General features: G+C 66.7%; 16 protein-coding genes. 12 read left to right on the forward strand and 4 right to left on the reverse strand.

The window, feature by feature from the left end; all coding sequences use genetic code 11:
* Positions 1-6 precede the first annotated feature (6 nt).
* From folP to LFT44_RS01055, 8 genes are read left to right on the forward strand one after another with little or no spacing between them, the layout of a single operon-like run.
* Positions 7-945, forward strand: a complete 939-nt coding sequence (gene folP / locus LFT44_RS01020) for a dihydropteroate synthase (protein WP_236800571.1) — start codon at positions 7-9, stop codon at positions 943-945.
* 13 nt (positions 946-958) lie between these two features.
* Positions 959-1351, forward strand: coding sequence for a dihydroneopterin aldolase (folB, locus tag LFT44_RS01025; protein ID WP_236800573.1), 393 nt, complete (start codon positions 959-961; stop codon positions 1349-1351).
* Complete coding sequence (folK, locus tag LFT44_RS01030) at positions 1348-1893, forward strand: 2-amino-4-hydroxy-6-hydroxymethyldihydropteridine diphosphokinase (RefSeq protein WP_236800575.1); 546 nt, start codon at positions 1348-1350, stop codon at positions 1891-1893. The genes folB and folK overlap by 4 nt, the downstream gene beginning before the upstream one ends.
* The gene (locus LFT44_RS01035; RefSeq protein ID WP_236800577.1) at positions 1890-2435 is read left to right on the forward strand and encodes a DUF3180 domain-containing protein; all 546 of its coding nucleotides are present in this window, start codon (positions 1890-1892) and stop codon (positions 2433-2435) included. Before folK ends, LFT44_RS01035 begins: the two co-directional genes overlap by 4 nt.
* Positions 2416-2928 carry a PH domain-containing protein gene (locus LFT44_RS01040; protein WP_236800578.1) on the forward strand — a complete coding sequence of 171 codons (513 nt, stop codon included), beginning with the start codon at positions 2416-2418 and terminating at the stop codon, positions 2926-2928. The genes LFT44_RS01035 and LFT44_RS01040 overlap by 20 nt, the downstream gene beginning before the upstream one ends.
* 32 nt (positions 2929-2960) lie before the next feature.
* Entirely contained in the window at positions 2961-4574 is a 1614-nt protein-coding gene (locus tag LFT44_RS01045) for a PH domain-containing protein (RefSeq protein ID WP_236800579.1), read from the forward strand.
* Positions 4567-5460, forward strand: a complete 894-nt coding sequence (locus LFT44_RS01050; RefSeq protein WP_236800580.1) for a Rossmann-like and DUF2520 domain-containing protein — start codon at positions 4567-4569, stop codon at positions 5458-5460. Before LFT44_RS01045 ends, LFT44_RS01050 begins: the two co-directional genes overlap by 8 nt.
* On the forward strand, positions 5461-6381 hold the full coding sequence (locus LFT44_RS01055; protein ID WP_236800581.1) for a 4-phosphopantoate--beta-alanine ligase: 921 nt from the start codon (positions 5461-5463) through the stop codon (positions 6379-6381).
* A gap of 7 nt (positions 6382-6388) precedes the next feature.
* Here LFT44_RS01055 and LFT44_RS01060 read toward each other — a convergent pair whose 3' ends face one another.
* A complete protein-coding gene (locus tag LFT44_RS01060) occupies positions 6389-6736 on the reverse strand; it encodes a hypothetical protein (protein ID WP_236800584.1) in 348 nt (115 codons plus the stop codon).
* A 129-nt stretch (positions 6737-6865) separates the two neighbouring features.
* Here LFT44_RS01060 and LFT44_RS01065 point away from each other — a divergent pair, with 129 nt between their 5' ends.
* Positions 6866-7513: a TetR/AcrR family transcriptional regulator gene (locus tag LFT44_RS01065; RefSeq protein WP_236802981.1), complete on the forward strand. Its 648-nt coding sequence runs from the start codon at positions 6866-6868 to the stop codon at positions 7511-7513.
* A 33-nt stretch (positions 7514-7546) separates the two neighbouring features.
* On the opposite strand, the gene LFT44_RS01070 is transcribed toward LFT44_RS01065, so the two are convergent.
* Positions 7547-9016: an HNH endonuclease signature motif containing protein gene (locus LFT44_RS01070; protein WP_236800585.1), complete on the reverse strand. Its 1470-nt coding sequence runs from the start codon at positions 9014-9016 to the stop codon at positions 7547-7549.
* Positions 9017-9347: 331 nt separating this feature from the next.
* On the opposite strand from LFT44_RS01070, the gene LFT44_RS01075 reads away from it, so the two are divergent.
* Positions 9348-9914 carry a type 1 glutamine amidotransferase domain-containing protein gene (locus tag LFT44_RS01075; RefSeq protein ID WP_236800587.1) on the forward strand — a complete coding sequence of 189 codons (567 nt, stop codon included), beginning with the start codon at positions 9348-9350 and terminating at the stop codon, positions 9912-9914.
* A 122-nt stretch (positions 9915-10036) separates the two neighbouring features.
* Entirely contained in the window at positions 10037-11551 is a 1515-nt protein-coding gene (locus LFT44_RS01080; RefSeq protein WP_236800589.1) for a DHA2 family efflux MFS transporter permease subunit, read from the forward strand.
* Positions 11552-11629: 78 nt separating this feature from the next.
* Here the strand turns inward: LFT44_RS01080 and LFT44_RS01085 are convergent, their stop codons facing one another.
* Positions 11630-12466: an alpha/beta fold hydrolase gene (locus LFT44_RS01085; protein ID WP_236800590.1), complete on the reverse strand. Its 837-nt coding sequence runs from the start codon at positions 12464-12466 to the stop codon at positions 11630-11632.
* Between the two features lie 58 nt (positions 12467-12524).
* Positions 12525-13196, reverse strand: a complete 672-nt coding sequence (locus tag LFT44_RS01090) for a TetR/AcrR family transcriptional regulator (RefSeq protein ID WP_236800592.1) — start codon at positions 13194-13196, stop codon at positions 12525-12527.
* Between the two features lie 239 nt (positions 13197-13435).
* Between LFT44_RS01090 and LFT44_RS01095 the strand changes: the two genes are divergently transcribed.
* Positions 13436-14938: an amino acid permease gene (locus LFT44_RS01095; protein WP_236800594.1), complete on the forward strand. Its 1503-nt coding sequence runs from the start codon at positions 13436-13438 to the stop codon at positions 14936-14938.
* The last annotated feature ends 17 nt before the right edge of the window (positions 14939-14955 follow it).

Below are 14955 nucleotides of genomic sequence, written 5' to 3' on the forward strand. Positions count from 1 at the left end.
AGACCCATGGATTCACTCGCTGCAGCCCCCGGAACGGGGCCCGCAACCTCCCCGCTGCCCATCCTCCGCAAGCCCCGCCCCGCCGCGCGCTTTGAAGACCTGCCCACCGGCCGGACCTTGGTCATGGGCATCCTGAACGTGACCCCTGATTCCTTCAGCGACGGCGGAAAGCATGCCACGGCGGACACCGCCATCGCGGCCGGCCTGCGGATGTTCTACGCAGGTGCGGACATCATCGACGTGGGCGGGGAATCCACCCGCCCGGGGGCAGACGACGTCAGCCCCGACGAGGAACAGCGCCGGGTCCTGCCCGTGATCGAGGCCCTGGTGAAGGCCGGGGCGCTGGTCAGCATCGACACCACCCACGCCTCTACGGCGGAAGCGGCCGTCAAGGCAGGCGCGGCCATCGTCAATGACATCTCCGGACTGAGCATCGAGCCCGAAATGGCCGAGTTCGTCGCAGCGTCCAAGGTGCCCTACGTCCTCACCCACCGCCGCGGCGACGCCCGCACCATGAACTCGCTTGCAGAGTACGCCGATGTTGCCGGGGAAGTGGTGGCGGAACTGGCAGGAGTGCGGGACAAGCTCTATGCCGCCGGAGTCAGCCCGGAACGGATCATTATCGATCCGGGCCTGGGCTTCGCCAAGAACGATGCCCAGAACTGGGAACTGCTGCAAAACCTTGACCAGCTGGACACCCTGGGCCACAAGGTCCTGGTGGGCGCCTCCCGCAAGCGCTTCCTGGGCACCCTGCTCACCGTGGCAGGAAAGGCCGCCGCTCCCGAGGAGCGGGACGGTGCCACGGCGGCCATTACGGCCATCAGCGCCTACCGTGGGGCCTGGGCCGTCCGGGTCCACGACGTCGGCTCGAGCCTTGACGCCGTCAAGGTGGCCGCGCGCATGGCGGCCGTACCTACGGCACCAGCCGTACCCAAAACGCAGTAGGGCCGGGGGACCCATGGACAGGATTACGCTGACTGGAGTGACCGCAGTTGGTCATCACGGTGTCTTCGATTTCGAACGCCGGGAGGGCCAGCCCTTCGTGGTGGACGCGGTGCTCTACCTGGACTTCACCGAAGCGGCGCAGTCCGATGACGTCCGGGACACGGCGCACTACGGCGAGGTGGCGCAGCGTATAACCGAGTGGATTTCCGGGGAACCCCTGAACCTCATCGAGGCACTGGCGGTACGGATCGCAGACAGCCTCCTGGCCGAATTCAAGCTTCAGGCCGTGGAGATCACCGTCCACAAACCCCAGGCCCCCATCGAGGTTCCTTTCGGCGACGTGGCCGTCACCGTCCACAGGACGCGGGTCCCCGCGGACAATGCCCTGGCCGGGGCCGGCAGATGAACGGCATCTACACCAAGGCCGTCCTCGCGCTCGGCAGCAACCTTGGTGAACGGAACGAGACTCTGACTGAGGCCGTGGCGGACCTGGTGGATCCGCCGGAGGTGCGCCTCCTCGCCGTCTCACCCATCGTCCAGACGAAAGCCGTGGGCGGCCCCGCCGGCCAGCCCGACTTCCTGAACATGGTCATCACCGTGGAAACCAGCCTGACCCCCAAGGAACTGCTGGAACACTGCCAGGCCGTCGAAAACAAGCACCTCCGCGTCCGCGAGGTGCATTGGGGACCGCGGACGCTCGACGTCGATATCATCACCTACGGGGACCTCCGCAGCGACGATCCCGCCCTGACGCTCCCGCACCCCCGCGCTGCCTCCCGTGCGTTCGTCCTTTACCCCTGGTCGCTGATCGAACCCGCCGCCACCCTGGAGGGCGAAAGGATCAGCGCGCTGGCCGCCCAGGCGGACGATTTTCCCGATCTGGCTCCGTTCGACGGCTTCGGCGATTTCGACGGGATGCCCACGGCCGGCGCGGTGGAGGAGCGATGAAGCCCATCAACCCCCTGCGCCTGCTGCTGATCGGCGTCATCCTCGCCATCGCAGGCTGGTCTGCCACGGTGGTGACCAGCCGCTACAGCATTGCCACGCCTGTTTTGCCTGCTACCGCGCTTGCCACCATGGGCGTCATCGTCATCATCACGCTGATCCTTGGCATCCGCATCCTGAGGTGGCGTAACAGCCTCAAACCCAACAGCACCGTAAAGAAGACCCAGTTGGACCCCCTCCTGGCCGCCCGGACCCTGGTCCTGGCCCAGGCATGCGCGTATGCCGGAACAGTGCTGCTCGGCTGGCACGTCGGCATCTTCCTGGACCAATTGCGGATCTGGAGCATGCGCAGCGACCAGGGAATCACCTGGCTGGCGTTGGCCATGGCCGGCGGCGGCCTGGTGATGATCATCGTTGGGCTCATCGTGGAGCGGTTCTGCAAGATTCCGCCCGAGGACAGCGATTCAAACCTGGACGGGAAAAAGGGCCGCCCTGCCCGCGGGGAGGCTGCTGGGGAAGGCGAATATGCATACCGAGGCGATTGACCCCCCGGGTATCGCCTGGCAGCGGGTGTCGCCAAAATACATAACAGTCCGCCTCGTGGAATGGGCCCTGGGCAACCTGGCCGCGGTCCTGATCCTTTCCGTTCCGCTGGCGTTTGTCCTCCTGGGCTGGTGGCGGTGGCCTCCACTGTGGCTGGCCATTACTGTTCCGGCCGTCATGATGCTGATTGCCGTATGGCGGCTGGTGCTCATCCCGCGGCAGGTCAGGGCCATCGGCTACGCCGAGCGCGACGACGACCTGCTGGTCAGGAGCGGCATCTTCTTCCAGCGCACCATGGCCGTTCCGTACGGGCGCATGCAATACGTGGACATCGCGGTGGGGCCCGTGGAGCGCGGCCTGGGACTGTGTACCGTGAAGCTCCACACAGCATCGCCCGGCACCAACGCCCGCCTCCCCGGCCTGCCGGCTGCGGAGGGTGCGCGGCTCCGGGAACAGCTGGCCGCCCGCGGCGAAGCCAGGCTGGCAGGGCTGTGACGGCTGACGGCCAGCTGCCCAGACGGCCAGTCGTGCCTCCTGCGGCGGCCGGCCCGGAAACCATAGTGGCCGACGGCGAGTGGCTGCGTGTCCATCCCGCCTCGCCATTCATCCGCGGCTGGGTGGCCCTGGCTGCCATCGCCTTCTTCTTTGGCAGGGAGCTGTTTGAGCGGTCCCTGCAGGGCCAGCCAGTTTTCGAGGAAGGGTTTTCCCGCCGCGCGCCGTGGCTCCTGGGAGGCGGTGCCGTGGTGCTGGCCGTGGCGGTGCTGGGATTCGTCCTGACCTGGTACTTCACCAAATACCAGGTGTCCGCCGGCTATGTCCGCGTCAACAGCGGACTCCTCTTCCGCCAGCACCGGCAGGCGCGGCTGGACCGCGTGCAGGCGATCGACATCGTGCAGCCCCTCCTGGCCCGGATCTTCGGCCTGGCCGAACTCAAGTTCGAGGTCGCAGACGCCGGCGAATCAGCTGTGCGGCTTGCTTACCTGAAGATTGCTGACGCCCGCCAACTGCGGGCCACCATCCTGGCGCACGCTTCCGGTGCTGTTGCCGGCGCCGGGTCAAGCACTGGGTACGTGGGCGGTTCGGGCGGCCCGTCGGGCACCGGTTCAGCAGGCGCGGTTGGCCGGCAACATCCCACCCAGCACGCGTCCGAGGCGCCGGAGTTTACGGTACTTGCCGTGCCGCCGTCGCGCCTTGTCGGATCGTTGCTGCTGAGTGAGCAAAGCTTCTTCATCGTGGTGGGAGGCGCCGCTTCGGTGGTCCTGTCCGCGCTGACGGACAACCGGGCCTTCTACTTCTACCTGGTGCCGGCTGCCCTTGGCCTTGCAGCCAGTTACTGGAATTTTTTCAACAAGGGGTACAACTTCACCGCCGCCATTTCCCCGGACGGCATCCGGCTGCGGTACGGGCTGCTGGACACGCAGGCGCAGACGCTGCCGCCGGGCCGGATCCAGGCAGTGAAGGTTGCCCAGCCTCCGCTGTGGCGCCCGTTCGGCTGGTACCGGATGCAGGTGAATGTGGCGGGCTACGGGACGTCGGGCAACGCCGTCGAAGGCAATACCAGGACCATCCTGCTGCCGGTAGGTAAATTCGCCGATGTCCTTGCCATGCTCTCGCTGGTCCTGCCCGACCCCGGAACCAACCATCCTGAGGCGGTGTTTTCTGCCGGGCTGGGTGGTTTCGATACCGACGGTGGCTTTGTCACCACGCCGCGGCGGGCGTGGCTGCTGGCACCACTTGCATGGCGGCGGAACGGCTTTGCGGCCACGGACACTGCCCTGTTGATCCGCTCCGGCCGCTGGTGGCGGGAACTTGTTGTCGTGCCGCACCAGCGGACGCAGTCGATGGCGCTTCAACAGGGGCCCCTGGCGCGCCGCTTCCGCGTGGCGGACCTGGTGCTGCACACCACTGCCGGTCCGGTGGCCCCGCGGCTGACCCAGGCGGGGCTTGACGAGGCCCGGCAACTCTTCGACGAGCAGTCCGCACGCGCCCGGCTGGCACGGAAGCGGCAAACCACCGAACAATGGTTGCGGCAGGTTGTTCCGGCAGTTGAATCAGCTCCGGAATCCACGCCGGCCGTTGAGCCCGGGGCTGCCCCAGCGCCCCGCACCCAATACCAACAGGAAGGCCAGCAGCATGGCTAAGCCCGGACGCCTCGGCGTCGGAATCATCGGCGCCGGCAAGGTAGGGGCGGTACTAGGCGCCGCCCTGCGCGCAGCCGAGCACGCCGTCGTCGGGGTGTCAGCGGTGTCCGACGCCAGCCGGGAGCGGGCCGAGACCCTGCTGCCCGGCGTGCCCATCCTGGACGTGCAGGACGTCGTGGAGCGCGCGGAACTGGTGCTGCTGGCGGTGCCGGACGACGCACTGCCCGGGTTGGTGGAAGGGTTGGCAAAGCTCGGCGCGTGGCAGCCGGGCCAGTTGGTCGCACATACCTCCGGTCGCTTCGGCGTGGGCGTGCTCCATCCCGTCCGCGCCGCCGGGGCCGTTCCACTGGCGCTGCACCCGGCCATGACCTTCACCGGCATGAGCCTGGACCTCACCCGGCTGCTCGACTGCACCTTCGGGGTGACGGCCGATGCGCCCATGCTGCCCATCGCCCAGGCGCTTGTGGTGGAGATGGGGGCCGAACCCGTGGCCATCGCCGAGGCGGACCGGACGCTCTACCATGCAGCCCTGGCCCACGGGTCCAACCACCTGGTTACCTTGGTGGCGCAGGCGTCACAGCTGCTGCGCGAGGTTGGCGTCGAATCGCCCGAACGCATGCTGGGGCCGCTGCTGCGGGCCACCCTGGAGAACGCACTGGCCTCGGGGGAGTCTGCGCTGACCGGTCCCGTGGCACGTGGGGACGTGGGAACGGTCAGCGCGCACGCCGAGGCGTTGCGGGAGTTCGACGCCGGCGGGCACGGCGACGTGCTGGAGGCCTACCTTGCGATGGCACGCGCCACAGCCCTCCGCGCCGAAGGGCGCGGACTGCTGAAACCCGACCAGCTGAAGGGGCTGCACGAGGCCCTCGATCCGAAGGAGGACTGAATGTCCATTCAACTCGTCACCACCGTGGCCGGCCTGCACGCCGAAAGCGCACGTCTCATCGCGGCGAAGCAGGGGACCTCGCAGGGGCTGGTGCCCACCATGGGCGCACTCCACGAAGGACATGCCGCCCTGGCCCGCGCCGCCGTCGAAAATAATGACGTGGTGGTGGCGAGCATCTTCGTGAATCCCCTGCAGTTCGGCGACGCTGTGGACCTGGACCGCTACCCGCGGACGCTTGAGGCGGACCTTGCGCTCCTGGAGGAGCAGGGCGTGGACCTCGCCTTCGCCCCCTCCGTGGAGGAGGTCTACCCCGGCGGGGAGCCTTTGGTGCGGGTTACGTCCGGGCGCCTGGGGGAGAAGTGGGAAGGCGCCTCCCGGCCCGGCCACTTCGACGGCGCCCTGACTGTTGTTGCCAAACTGCTGCACTATGGGATGCCGGCGGCTGGCCTTCCGGCCGGATCTGCGGGACCGTCCGGCAGCGTCCCGGCCTACCGGGCCTACTTTGGCCAAAAGGACGCCCAGCAGTTGGCCCTGGTCCGGCGCATGGTTGCCGACCTCAATTTCCCGGTGGAGATCGTGGGCGTTCCCACGGTCCGTGCTGACGACGGGCTGGCCTTGTCCAGCCGGAACCGTTTCCTGTCCGACGAGGAGCGGGACGCCGCGCTGGTCCTGTCCCGGGCGCTGCGGCTGCTGGAAGAGCGGGCGAACGCGCACGAGCCATTGGATCTTGATTCTGCCCTGGCGATGGTGGAGTCCCAGCCCCTGGTGGAACTCGACTACTTCGACGTGGTGGACTCGCGAACCCTTGAACCCCTGGCGGAGAACTGCCGGGAGACCCCTTTCCGTGGCGAGGCCCTGGCGCTCATTGCAGCCAAGGTGGGTCCGGTGCGGCTGATCGACAACGTCCCGCTGAGTTCCTGACGCCGGGTTAGCTTCCGATCCAATCTGTTGAAGTGTGCAGGGTCGGCAGGCCTTGCGGGGGCGCGGAAGTTTGTGGATGCGGGCCGTGGGCCTGGAGGCCCAGCCCGTCCTCACTTGCCGTGAGCTGTTCCAGGAGTGCCTTCTCCGGCCGGCCGGGATTGCGCGCTACGGAGCGGCGGAGCCGTGCCCTTGACAGTTCTTCGGAGGGATCGGTGCTGGAGAGCAGTTCATCGATAATCTCCTGGGCCTGCCACCGGAGGGACTCGATGGCAAACTGGCGTATTTCGGCAGGAGTGTCACTGGGAAGCCATGGCTCCGGGTCGGGGGGTACCGGGGCGAGCTGCTCTGCTGTCATGGCGGCCTCCTTGCATCAAGGCGCAGGGGCCACATAGACCCGTGCGACGTTCGAATGCACTGCACGTAGGACAAACCCTACAACGAGAGAGACAAGTCTGTCTCGCCGGAGGATTAGACTAAAACCGTGATGAATCCAGATCCTTCGATTTCATCGTCTCCCGCGCCAGGGGGTTCAACGTCAACGGCAGTCCCGCCTTCCACGGAGTGGCCGTGCGGCCACGCCAACCCGGAGGAGCGGATCCTGTCCGTGGCGTACGGGTTGTTCTCACGTCGCGGCATCCGGGATGTCGGCGTCAACGAGCTCATTGAGCGATCGGGTGTAGCGAAAGCTACCTTCTACCGGCACTTCCCGTCCAAGGACTCGCTGGTCCTCGCCTTCCTGGAGCAGCGGGACAAGCACTGGACGGTGGACGCCGTCATTTCGAAGGCGAGATCGCGGGGCGATACTCCTGTAGAGCAACTGCTGGCGATTTTCGACGTGTTCAGCGACTGGTTCCGGCAGGACGGTTTCGAAGGCAGCGCCTTCATCAACGTCCTGCTGGAGATGGGGCCGTCGCACCCGCTGGGGAAGGCCAGCATCGACTATCTCGCGAAGATGCGCGGCCATGTGGAGGCCCTGGCCAAAGAAGCCGGCCTGGTACGCGCCGAGGAATTCGCGCGGTCCTGGCACATCCTGATGAAGGGCTCCATCATTTCCGCAACCGAGGGTGACCTGCAGGCCGCCCAGCGCGCCAAGGAGATGGCGCGCTGGCTTATTGAGCACCACCGGCCATAGCAGTTCGGGCCGTAGCAATGGTGCTGGGCAGGGTTAGTTAGCCAATCGCTGCAGGAGAACTTCTTCCAGCAGGCTTCGTTGTCCCGGATGGATAGCCGATGGCCAGTGTGTGGGTTCTGGGTGGGGGTGTTCGGGTTTGTAGTGGCGGCCGGTGGGTGAGGTCCAGCCGGGTGATCTGTCTTCTGTTGCCGGCTCTGGTGTCCATTGGGTGTGGTGTTTGAGCCGGTGGTGTTTCGGGCAGAGTTGTGCCAGGTTGCTGGCCCCGGTGGGTCCGCCACATTCCCAGGCCTGGAGGTGGTCGGTGTCGTTGTCCGGGGTGCGGTTGGTACAGCCGGGGAAGGTGCATTTGCCGTCGCGCATCCTGATCCAGCGTTTGATGGTTTCGGTGAGCCGGTAGTTCTTCCGGCCGATCTCCAAGGGTGCCCCGTCGCGGGGGTCGACCAGGACGCGGTAGAAGGAGTTCGCACCGTCGGCGACGAGTTTGCGGGCGGTGGATGCCGGGATGGGTCCGAGCCCGTCGAGCATGGCGGGTTCCTCCGTGAGTCCGAGCAGGGAGAGCACCGGCACCGTGACCAGGACGTCGGCCCGCGGGGTGGGGACCTTGCCGGGTTCGCTCGCTGATCCAAGGAGCAGGGATGCTGCGATGTCGGGGCGGAGTTGGGTGATGGTGCGTGGTTCGTTGGGGCCTTGGAGGCCGCGGGCGGTGGCGGTGGTGCGGTTCCAGATGGCGCAGGCGGTATCGCCGGGGAGGTAGAGCGAGACCCAGGCCATCCCGTCCCGGTCCGGGGTGTATTCCATCCGCCGGTCCGCCACCCCTTTGGCGTGGCGTTTCTGCAGTGTCTCGGGGTGGTGTCGTTCCCGCCAGGCACGGACCTTGGCCCGGAACCGGGAGGGGACGAGTTCGCCAGGGGCTGCGCCGCGGGCGGGGTGGGGTGCGTCGGGGTCGAAGAAGTGCGCCACCAGCGCCGCAGCGCCCGCCGGATCGAGGCCCTCGGTTTCGTCCGCAACGATGCGGGCGTGCTGCCAGGACATGGCACCGGCGGACAGGGCCTGGAACACCGGTGGGAGGGAGCAGATTTTCCGGGACTGTTCCACCAGAGCGCCGGCAGCGGCGGAGCTGACGGTCAGGACCCCTGCGATCTCCTCCACCACGGACATCTCGGCGTAGGTACGGTCCTGCACCGACGCGTCAGGCGGGGTCATGGCAAGCTGAAACCCCATCGCCTCCGCTGCATCCCGCGCCTTCATCGCCGCCAGCTGCGCCTCCAACCGGGCCGCCAGTTCGAGCCGTTCCAGCCGGATCTCGTACCGCCGGCGCAGCACATCAACACCCGGACCAATAACAACGCCGGAACCGAGAGCAGCGCCCGAACCAACAGCAACCCCGGAAGCCAGGAAGGCGTCCTCCTGGTCCAGCGCACCAAGGGCAGTGAGCGCATCAAGGGCGGCCACAGAGGCATGAACGCCCTCCGCACCTGCCCCAACACCGCTGCCGATTCCCATAAACACATCATCCGACGAGGGTGTGACATTCGAACTTGAGGTGTAGCGGTCGTCTGGACTTGCCGCACCGACTAGCATTCCACGGGCCTAAGTCATGTGGCAGCAAGGATGACGCACGCACGGCAGCCGCGTGCCGTCGTCGTACGTTTTTCGCGCGCAGGTACCTTTTGGCAGCCCAAATACCAGCGCAGCGAAAACACCCGCGGCGTAATAAGATAGTCAGCTTGCTTATTACTTTCGGCTTTCCTAGGCTGGAACATGTCAGGCAATCAACTCTTGGGCGGTTGCTGCGCGCCTCAAGGCCGCAGGCCGCCTCAGTCGAGGAGGAACAATGGCAGAGCACAGCATCGCAGGCAAGAAAGTGGCATTCCTGCTGACTGACGGCGTGGAGCAGGTAGAGCTCACCAGCCCCTGGCAGGCAGTGAAGGATGCCGGCGGCGAGCCCACCCTGATCGCTCCCAAGAGCGGCAAGCTGCAGGGCTACAACGGCACGGACAAGGGCGATACCTTCGACGTGGACCTCACGGTCGCCGACGCAAACGCCTCCGACTTCGACGCCCTGGTACTTCCGGGCGGCGTCGTCAACGCGGACCACCTGCGTGTCGACAAGGATGCGCAGAACTTCACCCGCAGCTTCTTCGAGCAGCACAAGCCGGTGGCATCAATCTGCCACGGTCCCTGGCTGTTGATCGAGGCCGGCGTGATCAAGGGCCGCAACGTCACGTCCTACTTCACCCTGGAAACGGACCTGAAGAACGCAGGCGCCAACTGGACTGATGAGGAAGTGGTGGTGGACCAGGGCCTGGTGACCAGCCGCAACCCGGACGACCTCCCGGCCTTCAACAACAAGCTGGTGGAGGAGATCTCCGAAGGGCAGCACGCAGGCCAGACTGCCTAACCCCTAAAGTTCCCTCAGGGTTTTTAAACCCGTATGGAGGAATTACTCCAGCGGGTAGAGTGTTGGAACCTGCAGCGGCGTCCACCGCGCATCACTCATAAAACACCCCTGAGGGAACACCCATGTCTACCGAAGTCTCTCCGAACGCCGGCGGCCAGCCCGTCCAGGGCGAAGGAAACCGCGACGATTTCCGCGGTGGAGTCCGCCAAGGAGCCCAGCCCGCTGCCCCGGAAAAGATGTCCCGGGAATCGGTGACTATCATCAGCACGCTGCTGGTGGCGACGTTCGTGGTGATCCTTAACGAGACCATCATGAACGTCGCCCTGCAACGGCTCATGGTGGACCTGCGCGTGGATGCGCCCACCGTCCAGTGGCTCTCCACCGGCTTCATGCTCACTATGGCCGTGGTCATCCCCACTACCGGCTTCATCCTCCAGCGACTCTCCACGCGGGCCGTCTTCCTGCTGGCCATGGGCTTGTTCGCCAGCGGAACAGCGCTTGCCGCGGTGGCCCCCGGGTTCGAGATCCTGCTGCTGGCCCGCATCGTCCAGGCGGGCGGCACCGCCATCATGCTGCCCCTGCTGATGACCACCATCCTTACCCTGGTCCCGCTGGCCAAGCGCGGTGCCGTCATGGGCAACGTGAGCATCGCCATTTCGGTGGCACCGGCCATGGGTCCCACCGTCTCCGGCCTGATCCTGGAGCACTTCACCTGGCGCTTCATGTTCGTCTTCGTCCTGCCCGTAGCCCTCGCCGCGCTGGCCATTGGTGCCAAGTACCTCACCAACGTGGGCGAGACTGAAAAGGGGCGGCTCGACGCGCTGTCCGTCATCCTCACCGTCCCGGCCTTTGGTGGCCTGGTGTACGGGCTCAGCCAAATCGGCGGCGGCCATGGCGGCCAGGCTGGTCCGGGCGCCGGCGCCATCGCGGCCCTGGTCATCGGAGTCGCTGCGCTCACGGTATTCGTGCTGCGACAGGTCCGGCTGCAGAAAACCGCCGCGCCGCTGCTGGACCTTCGCGCCTTCAACTTCCGCATGTTCACCGTCTCGGTCCTGCTGATGGTGGTGGCCATGATGGCCCTCTTCGGCGGCGTCATCCTGCTGCCGCTCTACCTCCAGCAGGTCCGCGGCCTGGGCTCGCTCGAAACCGGCCTTGCCCTGCTTCCCGGCGGCCTGGCCATGGGCCTGCTGGGCCCGGTCATCGGCCGCGCGTTCGACAAGGTGGGTCCGCTGCCCCTCACGGTCACCGGATCCATCCTGATGGTCGTCACCCTCTGGCAGTTTTCAATGCTCGACGCCGGCACGGCCGTTTGGTGGATCGTCACCCTGCACGTGGGGCTGAGTTTTGGCCTGGCACTGCTGTTCACCCCCGCCTTCACCACGGGACTGAACCCGCTGCCGCCGCACCTCTACTCCCACGGGTCTGCGATCATGAGCACCACGCAGCAGGTGGCCGGTGCCGCCGGCACGGCCTTGCTGGTGTCGATCTTCGCGGTGGTGAGTGCGGCGTCCGGACTCGTCGCCGGGATGAGCGCCGCGTTCATGACGGCAACCGTCATAGCCTTTGCCGCCGTCGTGCTTTCCGCCATGATGCGCAAGACCGAAGGTGCCGGTCCGGGCCACGGCGCAGAGCACTAACCCTGGCACCAGCCCAACTAGCTCGCAGTAGTTGTCGTTTTGAGCGTCCAAAACGACAACTACTGCGAGCTACATGGGTCAGCCGGCGTAGAAGTCGCTCAGTTCCTTGATGAGCTTGTCCGGGGCCTTGATGGCGCCGTCATGGCCGAAGCCGGGCAGGATGGTGTAGCTGGAGCCGGACAGTACGTCGTGGATCTGGCCGCAGGCGATGCCGAAGTAGGCCGGGCTTTTTTCGCCCACCACGATCAGGGTCTCCAGCGGCAGGTCCAGGAACGGCTCGGCAGGCATGTCCGCGGCGATGATGGCCTTGATCTCACGGACGCCGGCGCGCATGAGTTCGCGCTGCTGCTTGCCTTCCGTGGTGCCGGCGGTCAGCTTGTTGGCCAGGGTCAGCATGGACAGCGGCATGCGCGATGAGAACGATCCCCCGGCTTCCAGGCCGCGCTGGATCACGGCGAGGGCGCGGTCATCGTCACCGGCGGCAATGGCCCGCTCATACTCAGCAATCCAGTCCGCGCTGACGCTGCCGTTCACCGACACCGCGGGGTCGTAGACTGCGAGCCGTTCCACGGGGAGGGTCCGCGCGGCATGCAGGGCAACGGCCCCGCCGAAGCTGTGCCCAAAGACGTCCGTGCTGGAGGTGTGCTTCATGACGGTGTCGAGGTCCCGGATGTCCACGTCCAGCGTGTAGTCCTCAGGCTGAGGCGACGACGAGCCGCGGCCTCGACGGTTGAACGTGTGCACGGGCCGGCCCAGGGCCGCGCTCAGTTTTTGGGCGAACCTGGTGTAGTCAGCGGCCGTCACCATGGAGGGCGGCACCACCACCACACCCGAACCGGCCGAAGCCAGTTCCGCGCCAGTGGAGAAGAGCTCCACAGTGCCGCCGTCGGGGGTCCTGATGTTCTCTCGCGTCATGCTCCGAGCCTAGCCGAGCAAGCCGGGTGGAGGCATCACGGACGCGGGCGTCTCCGGCTCAGGCCAGCTGCTGAATGAGGGCCTGGCTCGCCGCGCGGATGGCCGGCAGTTGGTCCCCGAGGCCGCAGAGGATCAATCCCGCGTCCGCCGCCTGCACTGCAGATTCCGCCGTCACGGCACCATCAGCCCGCAGATAGATCAGGGATTCGACCAGGCGGAACGTGAAGTCGCCGCCGTCCGGGCCGGTCACGGTTGCTGACAGCCCGCCGCCCAGCTCCCCGTACAGCCGCCGGAGCTCCTGGCGGTGGCTGAGGAACGGGGCGAAGCGCGTGGTGCGCACCTCGGGCAGGTGGTACAGGACGCCAAGATTCCACCGGGCGCTGCACAGCTGGGTGCCGTCGTAAAGCGCGACGGCGTGAAGCCGGCTTCCAGCCGGGCCTTCTCTTCCGTGTCGGTCGGCTGGCAACGCGGCAACTGCGCGCGCGAACTCCAGGCCCCCTGACACCGTCCCCTCCAGGAGGTCCTCAAGGATGTCGTCCTTGGTTTTGAAGTGGTGGTAGAGGGATGACTGCCGGATTCCCACGGCGTCCGCGATGGACCGGGTGGAGGTGCTGGCGAAGCCCTGCGTGGTAAAAAGCTCCGCCGCGGCGTCGAGGATCTCGTCGCGGGCGGTAGCCCCTGGCCGCGAGGGCTGCTGGTGGCGGGGGCGTCCCGGTCCGGCTGAAGTCACGGCCCCATTGTTGCACTGGCGGATGGACCAGTGGGCAGCCCGAAAACGGCCGGCAGGAATGGTGAGGGGACGGAAATCTGCGCGAAACAAGATGTCTATCCGCCTTTTACAGAGGTGAAACTGTTTGGGGACATCCCGCTGGAAAACTATCAATTGACCGGTAATCAGCAGCCTTCGGCCGAGCGCTGCAGTGCCGGGAGGCTTTGCCCCCCAATCCCTTTCCAGCCCGGAGATTCCCGATGACCTCAACCGTTCTCCCCACCGTCCACCAGGACGATGCAGACCTGACGTCCCTTGGCTACCAGCCCACCCTCCACCGAAAGCTCGGCCGCTACGCTTCCTTTGCCGCTGGCTTCTCTTTCGTTTCGATCCTCACCACCATCTTCCAGCTCTTCGCGTTCGGTTACTCCTTCGCCGGGCCCGCGTTCTTCTGGACCTGGCCTGTTGTCTTGGTGGGCCAACTGCTTGTGGCGCTGAACTTCGCCGAGCTTGCCGCCCGCTACCCCCTCTCCGGCGCCGTGTACCAGTGGGCACGCCGCGTCGGGGGAGAGGGCGTCGGCTGGTTCGCGGGCTGGTTCATGGCCATCGCGCAGGTGGTCACCGCCGCTGCCGCCGCCATCGCCCTGCAGGTGGTCCTTCCCCAGCTCTGGGACGGCTTCCAGGTAGTGGGCGGCGACCCGGGGCTCAACACGGTGACTGGCGCCAGCAACGCTGTGGTCCTGGGCGCCGTACTCCTGGTGGCCACCACCATCATCAACTCCCTCGGCGTGAAGCTCATGGCGCACGTGAACTCGGTGGGCGTCACCTGCGAGATCGTGGGCGTCGTGGCCGTGATCCTGGCCCTGGTCAGCGCCGCGCAGCGCGGACCGGATGTCGTGGCGGACACCACCGTGCTGCAGGGATCAGACCTCGGCGCCGTGGGAGCCTTCCTGGTCTCCGGGCTGATGGCCGCCTACGTCATGGTGGGCTTCAACTCCGCCGGCGAACTGTCCGAAGAAACCAAGGACCCGCGCCGCACCGCCCCGCGGACCATCCTCTCCGCCCTGCTCATCTCCGGCATCGGCGGCGCCCTGATGATCATCACCGCCCTGATGGCCGCACCCAGCCTCGATGACGGCCGCCTGGCCACCGAAGGCCTTCCCTACGTCCTCACCGCAGTCCTGGGCACCTTCTGGGGCAAGGTCCTGCTGGTCGACGTGGCCATCGCCATCTTCGTCTGCACCCTGGCCATCCAGACCGCCGGTTCCCGGCTGGTGTTCTCCATGGCCCGCGACGGCAAGCTCCCGGCGTCGGCCCTTCTCTCCTCTGTCCACCCCACCCGCGGCACGCCCATGTGGCCCTCCATTGTGATCGGCGCCCTGGCAGTTGCCGTGCTGGCCATCAACGTGGGCAACGCGGCCCTGTTCACCACGCTCTGCAGCGTCTGCATCGTGATGGTCTACCTGGCCTACCTCCTGGTCACCGTCCCGCAGTTGGTCAACCGCCTGCGCGGCGACTGGGACCGGGTGGGACAGACCATGCCGGCGGGCTTGTTCTCCCTGGGCCGGTGGGGCCTTCCGGTCAACATCCTGGCAGTCCTTTACGGCGGCGTCATGGTGGTCAACCTCGCCTGGCCCCGGCCCGAGGTCTACGACCCCTCCGGCGAAAACGGGCTCCTCCTCTGGTCCGCACCACTGATGGTCACGGCCGTCCTGCTCCTGGGTGTTTGGGTCCGGCAGCGGAACCTGGCCGCCAAAGCCTGACACGCGCAGATCTTCCG

It is taken from the genome of Arthrobacter sp. FW306-05-C (assembly GCF_021801725.1).
In the GTDB taxonomy this organism is placed as follows: Bacteria; Actinomycetota; Actinomycetes; order Actinomycetales; family Micrococcaceae; genus Arthrobacter.